We start from the raw sequence: 10,364 nt of genomic DNA, 5'->3' as shown, positions 1-10,364 counted from the left end.
CCATAGGCGGCCAACACGGCCCGGGCTGACGCGGGGTTGCGCGCGGGAGGCCGAACGGGATTAAGGGATTGTCAGTCGAAGGGATGGCCCAGAAGGTAGAGATGCGCGGGGAGCCCATGCCAGAACGTGTCACCCTGCCGATCGGGACAGCCTGACTCCCTGTTCAGCACCTCCCTGACGAAGGAAACGGCGATCACCGGACTTTGCCACCCCCGCCTTTGCCTCGTGGGAGTTGCGATGCCCTGCCGCGGCCGACTTTCGATACCGGGACACTCAGGACACGAGGCATAGCATGGCTGATTACGATCTCGAGGCACTGTTGCTCAGCGACCTGAAGAAAATGCAGAAGGACATCGCCAAAGCGATCTCCACCTATGAGGATCGGCAGAAGGCAGAAGCCCACGCCAAGGTGGAAGCTCTCGCCCGGGACCTCGGCTACTTCCTGGCCGAACTTGTCGGCACCGAGACGAAAGCCTCGCGCGCGCCTGCTGCGGCGAAATACCGGCACCCTGAGAACCCGGCGCTCACCTAGTCCGGTCGTGAGTGTAAACCGCAGTGGTTCGTGGACGCTCTGGCTACTGGCAAACCTGGCAGTGACCTGAAAATCCGCTGAAAGATCACCAACCCTGCGGCTAAAGAACCCGAAGCCGCGCGTTCCATGAACTGGTCATTCGGGCCTGGTGCCAGCGCAGGACAGGACAGGAGCGGCCTAATTTGGGCGCTCCGTAGGGCTAGCACGTTCGAGCGACCATCACAGAGGGCGGAATCCGGACCTTCACTGCGAAGCTTCCGTGCCGAAAACTTGAAGCTNNAGATCTACACCGCTGCAAGTTGGCTTTCCGCCCTTCCTGTTGGTTGCCACTGGCTCCGATGCTGCAACTACATGTGCATGAGCACCGCCTCACAGCGGGCTCGTTTCTGAATGATGCCCGTCCATGTAGCGCATGCTGGCCAAGTGAGGACCGGGCGATCACAGCAATCATTGTGAACAGCACTCTTCCAAGCTAACTGATCAGCCCCGCAGCTTTGACGACGATGTCGTCCAACCCTTTGCCGCCTGTCGCAACGTAACCACGTAATTGAGCCAACATACGTGGCTCCCAGTAATCGGTCAGATGGGCCGCGACGCGATTGGCCTGATCGGTGCCGGGCTGGGTCTTGAAAAAGGTGGCGATCTGGTTGGCCATATGGACCATCTTCTCAGGCGACATCGGGAACCTCATGGAGAATGCGATGGGGATGGGAATAGAGATCAAAACCGCCGCCACGAGCAAAAGCGGCAAGGGTGATACCTGCACCCTCGGCCAACCGCAGCGCATGGGCGGTGGGGGCAGAGACAGCGATCAGCAGGCCGCACCCGGCCATGGCGCATTTCTGCACCAGTTCGACCGACAGGCGACTGGTCATCACGACGGCTCCCCGAGAGGGGTCGATATCGTGCCGCCAGAGCGCGCCGATCAGCTTGTCCAGCGCATTGTGCCGCCCCACATCCTCGCGCGCCAGGACCAACCCCGCGCCCGGACGGATGAAACCTGCCGCATGGGTGGCGCGGGTCAGGTTATGCAGTGGTTGATGCGCGCTGAGGGCGTCTGCGGCAACGGAAATTTCTTGCGCGGCAAAGACCGGCGCGGCATGGGCCACAGAAGGCACCGCGCGGACTGCCTCCTCCAGAGAGTCGATACCACAGAGACCACAACCCACTGGCCCTGCCATGTATCGTCGCCGCGCGGTGAGTGCCCCCTGACGATCCTCGTTCAGCCAGAACCGCGCTTCGATGCCCTGTGCATGGTCGGCAATCTCGAAGCCCTCGATCTGTGCTGAATCGGTCACGATCCCTTCGGTGACGGCGAAGCCATAGGCAAAATCGCCAATATCTGCCGGTGTCGCCATCATTACCGCTTGGGTCGTGCCATCAAAGACAAAGGCTACCGGGGCCTCTTCGGGCAAGGCGCGGGTGACGCGGCGCGCCCCCTCAGCCTGCACGGAGAGGCCCGGTCGGCTCTGGGTGGGAGAAAAGCCCATCGCCATCACTCTGCCGCAGGCAGGATACGCCGCGCCTGGGCGGCTTGCGCGGCATAATCCTCTTGCCAGTCCGAGGGCCCGTTCGACAGGCTGACCTGCACCGCCGTTACCTTGTATTCCGGGCAGTTTGTGGCCCAGTCAGAGTAGTCTGTGGTGATCACATTGGCCTGTGTATCGGGGTGGTGAAAGGTGGTGTAGACCACGCCAGGGCTCACACGATCGGTGAGTTTGGCGCGTAATGTGGTTTCACCCGCACGGCTGGCCAAGCGCACCCAATCGCCCTCTTTCAGCCCGCGCATCTCGGCATCATGCGGATGGATTTCCAGCAAATCTTCCTCGTGCCAGATGACATTGTCGGTGCGCCTCGTCTGGGCGCCAACGTTATACTGACTCAAGATGCGTCCCGTGGTCAGCAGCAACGGGAAACGCGGGCCGGTTTTCTCATCGGTTGCCACATACTCCGTGAAAATGAATCGTCCCTTTCCGCGCATGAACCCATCGACATGCATCAGCGGCGTGCCCTCGGGATGCGACTCATTGCAGGGCCATTGCACGCTACCCTTCTCTTCGAGCAGCGCGTAATCCACCCCGGCGAAAGAGGGCGTCGTCGCTGCGATCTCCTCCATGATCCGGGCGGGATGCGCATAGGTCCAGCCCGCGCCCATGGCATTGGCGAGCATCTGGGTGATCTCCCAGTCGGCATAGCCATTGAGGGGCGGTATCACCTTGCGTACACGGTTGATCCGCCGCTCGGCATTGGTAAAAGTGCCGTCCTTTTCGAGGAAGGTCGATCCGGGCAGGAAGACATGCGCGTAGTTCGCAGTTTCGTTAAGAAAGAGGTCATGCACTATGACACAGTCCATCGCCGCCAGACCCGCGGCCACATGTTTGGTGTCGGGGTCCGATTGCAGGATGTCCTCACCCTGACAATAGAGCCCCTTGAAGGTGCCATCGACAGCCGCATCGAGCATGTTGGGAATGCGCAGGCCGGGTTCTGCGTCGATCTGAACGCCCCATGCTTCTTCAAAGACCTTGCGGACTTCCGGGCCTTTGACGTGACGATAGCCGGGCAGTTCGTGCGGGAAAGAGCCCATGTCGCAGGCGCCCTGCACGTTGTTCTGGCCGCGCAGCGGGTTCACGCCGACGCCGGGCCGTCCCATGTTACCAGTCAGCATGGCAAGGTTGGCGATGCCCATGACGGTCGTGGACCCTTGGGAATGTTCGGTCACGCCAAGGCCATAATAGATCGACCCATTGCCACCGGTGGCGAATAGACGGGCGGCAGCGCGCAATGCTGCGGGATCAACGCCGGTCAGCAGCGCGGTTGCTTCGGGAGAGTGGCGCGGATTGCTGATGAAGTCGGCGTAATGCTGGAATTCGTCCCAATCGCAGCGCTCGCGGATGAAGTCCTGATCCATCAGCCCTTCGGTCACGATCACATGCGCAAGGGCGCTGACCACAGCGACATTGGTGCCGGGGCGCAGGGGCAGGTGATGGGATGCCGCGACATGCGCCGATTTCACCAAATCAATCCGGCGCGGATCGACCACGATCAACTTGGCCCCCTCCCGCAGCCGCTTCTTGAGGCGCGAGGCAAAGACCGGGTGGCCATCCGTGGGGTTAGCGCCGATCACTACAACCACATCGGTATGCTCAACGGAATCGAAATCCTGAGTGCCAGCGGAAGTGCCAAACGTCTGACCCAGACCATAGCCGGTGGGCGAATGACAAACACGCGCGCAGGTGTCGGTGTTGTTGTTGCCAAAGACTGCACGCGCCAGTTTCTGCACCAGATAGGTTTCCTCATTGGTGCAGCGGCTCGAGGTGATCACGCCGATGGATTTCTTGCCATATTTTTCTTGAAGCCCGCGCATGCGAGTGGCTGCAAATCTCAGCGCCTCGTCCCAGTCGACCTCTCGCCAAGGTTGGTCGATCCGTTCGCGGATCATAGGCTTGAGGATGCGGTCCTTGTGATGGGCATAGCCATAGGCAAAGCGGCCCTTGACGCAGGAATGTCCGTGATTGGCCTTGCCATGCTTATAGGGGGTCATGCGCACCAACGTGTCGCCGTTCATCTCGGCCTTGAAGGAGCAGCCCACGCCACAATAGGCGCAGGTGGTGATGACCGAGCGGTCGGGGGTGCCCAACTCAATTATGGATTTCTCCTGCAAGGTTGCGGTGGGGCAGGTCTGAACGCAGGCACCGCAGCTCACGCAGTCAGAGGCAAGGAAATCATCACCCGCATTTCCCGCCGATACGCGGCTGTCAAAGCCACGGCCCTGAATCGTCAGCGCAAAGGTACCCTGTACCTCTTCGCAGGCGCGAACACAGCGGTTGCAAACGATACATTTGCTGGGATCATAGCTGAAATAGGGGTTGCTGTCGTCCTTGGGTAGCCATTCGGGATTGGCCTCTCCGCTCGTGTTGCGGGCCTCGAAATGGTTGACCATGACGCCCTTTTCCGGGGCGTCATAGCGGACATCGCGCAGGCCAACAGCGCCCGCCATGTCCTGCAATTCGCAATCGCCGTTGGCCGAGCAGGTCAGACAATCCAGCGGGTGATCGGAGATGTAAAGCTCCATCACCCCTCTGCGGATCTTGCCCACCTTCGATGATCCGGTGTGGACCACCATACCGGGGGTGACAGGTGTGGTGCAGGAGGCGGGCGTGCCGCGCCGCCCTTCGATTTCCACGACACAGAGGCGGCACGAGCCGAAGGCTTCAAGATTGTCAGAGGCGCAGAGCTTGGGGATGGAAATCCCAGCCTCGGCGGCCGCGCGCAGCACCGATGTACCCTCGGGCACGGTCACGGCGACGCCGTCGATTTCAAGCGTCACTGACGCGCCGGCTTTGGCAGGCGTGCCCATGTCACGGTCTTTGGGAATGATGAAATCTTTCATTCGGCAGCCTCCTTTTGGGTGGCGAAATCATTTGGGAAATGGGTGAGCGCGGACATGACCGGAAAGGGCGTGAACCCGCCAAGTGCGCAGAGCGAGCCGTCTTTCATGGTCTCGCAAAGGTCCGTCAAAAGCGGAATTGCTGATCCGTCTCCAGAGGCGATCCGGTCGATGGTCTCAACGCCCCGAACCGCTCCAATTCGGCAGGGCGTGCATTTACCACAGCTCTCTACTGCGCAGAATTCCATCGCGAAGCGGGCCATTTGAAGCATGTCGGCGCTGTCGTCGAACACCACCAGCCCGGCATGCCCCAAGAGGCCACCTTTCGCGTCTAACTCTTCATACCCAAGCGGCGCGTCAAACTTGCTGACAGGGATATAGGCACCAAGCGGCCCGCCCACCTGCACCGCCTTGACCGGACAGCCTGTCATGGTTCCGCCGCCCAGATCGTTGACCACTTCGCCTATGGTGATACCAAAACCGGTCTCGAATAGCCCGCCGCGCGCTACGTTGCCCGCGATTTGCAAGGTCACGGTGCCGCGCGAGCGCCCAAGACCGAAATCGGCATAGTGTTGCGCGCCTTTCTCAAAAATCACCGGCACCGTGGCGAGGCTGATGACGTTGTTCACAACCGTGGGCCGCCCAAGAAATCCTTCGAGCGCCGGAAGGGGTGGTTTGGCACGGACGACGCCGCGCTTGCCTTCGAGCGAGTTCAACAGAGAGGTTTCCTCACCACACACATAGGCCCCGGCACCAACCCGGATTTCCATGTCAAAGGCGCGGCCAGACTCTAGTACACTCGCGCCCAAAACACCTGCCGCGCGCGCGATCTCGACTGCGCGGCGCATCACACTGATTGCATCGGGGTACTCCGAGCGCAGGTAAACATACCCGCGGGTCGCGCCCACACCGAGACCCGCAATCGTCATTCCCTCAATCAGGGTAAACGGGTCTCCCTCCATGATCATCCGGTCCGCGAAGGTGCCGCTGTCGCCCTCATCGGCATTGCAGACGATGTACTTCTGCGGCGCTTGCGCCTCAAACACGGTCTTCCATTTAATGCCGGTCGGGAATCCTGCGCCGCCACGCCCGCGAAGGCCAGATTGGGTGACTTCTGCAACGATCCCGGCCCCGTCCATCTCAATGGCGCGACGCAGGCCCACAAGCCCACCATGAGCCTCGTAATCCGCGATGTTCAGAGGTTCAACGGCGCCGACACGGGCGAAGGTGAGGCGCGTCTGCCGCTTCATCCAGTCCAAATACTCAACTGGGCCTAGCGCCTTGGCGCTGCTGCCATCGAGAATGCCCGCAACATCGCCCACGGTCGCCGGACCATAACCGTGACGTATCCCGTCGATCTCGACCTCGACCAGCGGTTCCAGCCAGATCATGCCGCGCGTACCGGTGCGGATGATTTGTGCCTCCGGTGCAACGGCGAGGATGGCGGCGACCACCTCTTCAGCGCCAAGCGCCTTGGCGGCACTGTCCATGGGGACGTAAATCTTCATGCGCCCGCCTCCGCCAAGAGGGCATCCATCCGGGCGGCATCCATCCGGCCCACCACGCGGTCATCCAGCATCGCCGCAGGCGCGCAGGCGCACAGGCCAAGGCAATACACCGGCTCGACCGTGACCGCACCATTCGCGGTAGTGCCGTGCCAATCAAGGCCCAGCTTGGTCAGTGTCGCATCGGCAAGCGCCGTGCCACCGACAGCCTGACAGGCCTCGGCCCGACAGATTTTCAAAACATGCCGCCCGGCGGGATTGGCACGGAAATCGTGGTAAAAGCTGATCACGCCATGCAGTTCTGCTCGGCTTATGTTGAGCGCTTCGGCAATGTGTCGATGCGCTGCCTCGGGGATGTAACCAAAGCTGTCCTGCATTGCGTGCAGGATTGGCAAGAGTGGCCCTTCAAGGTGCAGATGCTCTGTCAGGATAGCTTGAATATCATCCGGGGCGGGTGTTGTCATGGCTTGCCTCTCGCGGTTGCTGCGATCAGTCAATCAGTTCACGCCATGAACATTCAATATCAATATACGGTCACTTGATAGACATACTCTATCAACTATCGGCCCCTAATCGACGCGCCTCGCGCAGGAGGCTTTCCAAGACGGGTGTGTGCGGTTCGCGGTATGGGGCGACCAAACCGACAGAATGGGCAGGTTCGGGACCTGAGAGTGGGATGAGTTTCAGAGGTTTGCCATGGGCGTGAAACCGGGCGGCATCTTCGGGGAGGACTGTCATCCATCCGCCGGTTTCTACGGTCGCCATCAGGACCACGGTAGAGTTCGATTCAATCCAGGCTTCTGGCGTTACATCGACGGCAGCAAAGTTGCGGTTGATGATCCTGCGGTTCTGCATATCTGGGGTGAGCAGGCAAAGTTGTTCACCCGCCAGTTCCTCCCAGCCGACGGCGTCGCGCGTGGCAAAGTGCGCAGTCTCCGCGCAAACCAGCATATAGCGTTCCTCATAAAGGGGCTCGGTGCTGACCCGACCCATCGGCTCGTTGTCCAGATAGGAAATACCGGCGTCGATATCGAGATTGTCCAGCATGCTCAGGATCTCGACCGAGGTGCGCGACAGAATGGTAAAGCGTACCTTGGGGTGTTTGGCGTTGAACCTATGACAGAGCCGCGCCGCCCATGTCAGCGCCGTCGGGATTGCCGCGATACGCAGTTGACCAGACAAGCCATGTCGTTTGGCGCGCATTTCTTCACGCAATTGCCGGGCGTCGCCGACGATTCGCCGTGCCCAAACCAGCGTTGCCTGCCCCTCTGGAGTGAGTCCGCCGTAGCGTGAGCCGCGAAAAATGAGCTGCACGCCCAACTGTTCCTCAAGCTGTTTGATCCCCGCCGAGAGCGACGGTTGTGTGATCCCGATGCTGACCGCCGCACGGCCAAAATGACCCTCTTTCGCGACAGCAATGAACATCTCCAGCTTGTCGATCATAGTTGTCTATTCATATTGAAACTCCCAGTTCCGATGGAGATCATGAATGACACGAGCTTTGCAAGCCTGTCGCTAGAACTCAACACGCCACGCCTTCCCTGACCGTCGGCCCCAGACCAGGAGCGGAGCGGCGGAACGCCTCCAACTGCGATCACAACTTGGAATTGCCCGAATATCCGTGTCTCAAGGTCAGCCAGCCCGCGCCAATCGTTAAGGTTTTAGCGCGACCTTGAGCATCGACTGACGGCCCAGTGTTGGCGGACAGACCTTGCGCCCGGCTGGGAGAACACACCCAAACGCGCGGTCCGGCCCATAAGCACAAACTCGGCGCGGCCTTGAATTGTGGTCGGGACGCGCTGAATCACCAGCGAATTACCGCAAGGACCGCACCGCCATTCCTTATCCCCTGAAAATGCCGCACTATGGACCGTCCGCAGTTCCTCGCCGGCACGACGACGCAGCAGGAGGCGCGTCTGCGCCTCCGCGTGAGCCAACCGAGATAACCGTGGGCCTAAGCCCACGGGTCAATCTCAACCAGCACCTGAACCTCGTCGCCATCGATTTCATCGGCGGGGACGGCGCCAAAGGATCCGTCCCCGGCCTGGAAGACGACGATCGAGACCATGAGCGTGGCGGCGAGGGANNGTAGTCCGACCCCTCGTGGGTTGATCTCGAAGACGGGATTCGGGCCAAGGAAGGGAATGGCGAGCGGGGGATGGTGCCCTGACGACTGGAGCTAGTTGTCCCGCTGATGCTTTTGCCTCCAGCCTCCCGGCCTAGAACTTGGTTGAAGACGTCCTTCCTTCGGGATGGTTCCTTTGGCGCCCCGCGACATCGCGGGACACGGTTGTGATGGATGAGAGGCCCGCGCTTGGGCGGACCCCTCGGTTTCAGTTGGGTTCAGGCGGCCAGGTCCGCGCCCCCTGCCCTTTCGCTGTTTTCATCGCCGACGATTTCAAGTCGCGCGTTGCGATAGCCCTCCCGCGCGATCCAGAGCTCCGCCGCGGTGACGGATTCCGCCAGATGCAGCAGTTCGGTGTTGCCGCCGAAGTCCAGAAGCACGCGCACCTGCCCGGGCTTTGGTTCCTCCGCCACCTCGAAGACAAGGCGGCTGTCGGCCGAGTGGCTGCGCATGATGGTGACGAGGATTACCCCATCCGAGGAGAAGTTACCCTCATGCAGTGTGAAGGAGGCCGGCGCCGTCCAAGTCGGATAGGACCGGGGCGGTTCCTTTTTCACAAGACGGCCCACGCCGTTCGAACGCTCCCAGGCCGCCAGCTTCTTGGTGAAGCGTGCCGGTGGCTTGGGACTGCCGTCGGTGTAGCGAATGAGCGCCCCGAGGGGGGCAGTGTCGATGATGATTGTTGCAGACATGATTCCTCATTCCGAATGCGAGTATTCGCACTCATCTTATTGATATTATTACGTTATAGGGTGAATGGGGGCGGAATCTCCGCCCCCTGCTGGATCACGTTATTCCGCGGCCAGCATCGACGCGCTTTCAGCAGGCAGGCCATCTGTCAGGAATGCAGGAAGATCAGCTTCACTGACGCTGTCAGCCACTTCGGCATCCGCGCCCTGCCCTTCGGCACAGTCCTCATCGTCCGGCGCCACGAGATCGTTCCTGCGCAGGACCTCCGGCAACCAACCGCTGCCCTTCAGCAAGCGCTCGGCCTCACTGGCCATCTCGCCNNGCCTCGAGGATGCGGGCCTTGGGCACGCGGTTGAGATAGGTGTCGACCGTCGGCTCCCAGCCCGCCTCGACCATATCGATACCTGTCGCGCGCGCCACGAGATCGGAATGCGCCATACGACGGGTCAGACCGCCAGAAGAGATGCCTGCTCCGTATGGGTTCACCTTTTCATGCAGCGCGTTGACGCCGAAGCTGAGGCAATGCGCCAGCAAGGCCAGCCGATTGCCTTGGTCGAGGACCGTCAGATAGTCCCAGAGCGCTGCATCGTCGGCAAGCGGCAGATCGGCTTCCCATTCAGCGTGACGCTCATCGACCAGCTTGGCCACTACGCTGTCCTTCAGATCGGGTGCCTGCGCCGACAAGTAGACGTGACGCACGGATGCCTCGAGACAGCTTCCCGAAGCAGAGAAGGTGCGGAAGGTGTCCGTCACCAGCTTCAGCAGCAGCAGCGTCNNCGTCAACTCCATGACCAACCGCTCCGGCAGCGGCTTCAGCGCTCCGTCTTCCTCATCCTCCGGCACATCACCACCAATTGACTGGCCACCCGACATGATGATGGTTCCGACATGAGCGGCACTAGCATGGCCATCGCCGGGATCGTAATCATCCCCCTGCCCCGCCACCGCAGGATCAGTTCCATCCTGGACCGCGGTCTCCTCAACGGGCTCATCCTCTGGACGCACATAACCGCGATAGACTGCCAGCGCGCCGTAGCGGTCGAGCGTGACAAACGCCCCTGCCCGCCTGATTTCCAACGGATCGAAGATCAACGGCCGGGTCTCGATCTTTTCCATCTCCGTTTC

Annotated in this window: 8 protein-coding genes and 3 pseudogenes; 1 reads left to right on the top strand and 10 read right to left on the bottom strand. The window is 61.0% G+C overall.

Annotation, left to right across the window (positions count from 1 at the left end; genetic code table 11):
* Positions 1-292 precede the first annotated feature (292 nt).
* The gene (locus A8B82_RS17425) at positions 293-532 is read left to right on the top strand and encodes an H-NS histone family protein (protein ID WP_082899356.1); all 240 of its coding nucleotides are present in this window, start codon (positions 293-295) and stop codon (positions 530-532) included.
* Between the two features lie 472 nt (positions 533-1,004).
* Here A8B82_RS17425 and A8B82_RS17420 read toward each other — a convergent pair whose 3' ends face one another.
* The 10 genes and pseudogenes from A8B82_RS17420 to A8B82_RS24595 all read right to left on the bottom strand — a co-directional run.
* Positions 1,005-1,211, bottom strand: coding sequence for a formate dehydrogenase subunit delta (locus A8B82_RS17420; RefSeq protein ID WP_067295278.1), 207 nt, complete (start codon positions 1,209-1,211; stop codon positions 1,005-1,007).
* Positions 1,201-2,028: a formate dehydrogenase accessory sulfurtransferase FdhD gene (gene fdhD / locus A8B82_RS17415; RefSeq protein ID WP_082899355.1), complete on the bottom strand. Its 828-nt coding sequence runs from the start codon at positions 2,026-2,028 to the stop codon at positions 1,201-1,203. Before fdhD ends, A8B82_RS17420 begins: the two co-directional genes overlap by 11 nt.
* On the bottom strand, positions 2,028-4,922 hold the full coding sequence (gene fdhF, locus A8B82_RS17410; protein WP_067295275.1) for a formate dehydrogenase subunit alpha: 2,895 nt from the start codon (positions 4,920-4,922) through the stop codon (positions 2,028-2,030). Before fdhF ends, fdhD begins: the two co-directional genes overlap by 1 nt.
* The gene (locus tag A8B82_RS17405; protein ID WP_067295272.1) at positions 4,919-6,427 is read right to left on the bottom strand and encodes a formate dehydrogenase beta subunit; all 1,509 of its coding nucleotides are present in this window, start codon (positions 6,425-6,427) and stop codon (positions 4,919-4,921) included. Before A8B82_RS17405 ends, fdhF begins: the two co-directional genes overlap by 4 nt.
* A complete protein-coding gene (locus A8B82_RS17400; RefSeq protein ID WP_067295269.1) occupies positions 6,424-6,888 on the bottom strand; it encodes a formate dehydrogenase subunit gamma in 465 nt (154 codons plus the stop codon). The genes A8B82_RS17405 and A8B82_RS17400 overlap by 4 nt, the downstream gene beginning before the upstream one ends.
* Before the next feature lie 91 nt (positions 6,889-6,979).
* On the bottom strand, positions 6,980-7,867 hold the full coding sequence (locus A8B82_RS17395; RefSeq protein WP_067295266.1) for a LysR family transcriptional regulator: 888 nt from the start codon (positions 7,865-7,867) through the stop codon (positions 6,980-6,982).
* A gap of 900 nt (positions 7,868-8,767) precedes the next feature.
* A complete protein-coding gene (locus A8B82_RS17390) occupies positions 8,768-9,241 on the bottom strand; it encodes a hypothetical protein (protein ID WP_067295263.1) in 474 nt (157 codons plus the stop codon).
* A gap of 99 nt (positions 9,242-9,340) precedes the next feature.
* Positions 9,341-9,559 (bottom strand): annotated as a pseudogene (locus A8B82_RS24605) (hypothetical protein); the annotation flags it as partial.
* 2 nt (positions 9,560-9,561) lie between these two features.
* Positions 9,562-10,014: pseudogene (locus A8B82_RS24600) on the bottom strand (DNA-binding protein); the annotation flags it as partial.
* Between the two features lie 2 nt (positions 10,015-10,016).
* Positions 10,017-10,364, bottom strand: a pseudogene (locus A8B82_RS24595) (DNA-binding protein); the annotation flags it as partial.

The organism is Sulfitobacter sp. EhC04, from assembly GCF_001650875.1.
Classification (GTDB): Bacteria; Pseudomonadota; Alphaproteobacteria; order Rhodobacterales; family Rhodobacteraceae; genus Sulfitobacter.
Note: the sequence above shows the minus strand (reverse complement) of the source record. Positions and strands in the feature narration are given on the sequence as shown.

Bases quoted from the DNA above. Each gene is read 5' to 3' on its own strand.
- A8B82_RS17390 (WP_067295263.1), bottom strand. From the start codon at position 9,241: ATGTCTGCAACAATCATCATCGACACTGCCCCCCTCGGGGCGCTCATT.
- fdhD (WP_082899355.1), bottom strand. From the start codon at position 2,028: ATGGCGATGGGCTTTTCTCCCACCCAGAGCCGACCGGGCCTCTCCGTG.
- A8B82_RS17400 (WP_067295269.1), bottom strand. From the start codon at position 6,888: ATGACAACACCCGCCCCGGATGATATTCAAGCTATCCTGACAGAGCAT.
- A8B82_RS17420 (WP_067295278.1), bottom strand. From the start codon at position 1,211: ATGTCGCCTGAGAAGATGGTCCATATGGCCAACCAGATCGCCACCTTT.
- A8B82_RS17425 (WP_082899356.1), top strand. From the start codon at position 293: ATGGCTGATTACGATCTCGAGGCACTGTTGCTCAGCGACCTGAAGAAA.
- A8B82_RS17395 (WP_067295266.1), bottom strand. From the start codon at position 7,867: ATGATCGACAAGCTGGAGATGTTCATTGCTGTCGCGAAAGAGGGTCAT.
- A8B82_RS17405 (WP_067295272.1), bottom strand. From the start codon at position 6,427: ATGAAGATTTACGTCCCCATGGACAGTGCCGCCAAGGCGCTTGGCGCT.
- fdhF (WP_067295275.1), bottom strand. From the start codon at position 4,922: ATGAAAGATTTCATCATTCCCAAAGACCGTGACATGGGCACGCCTGCC.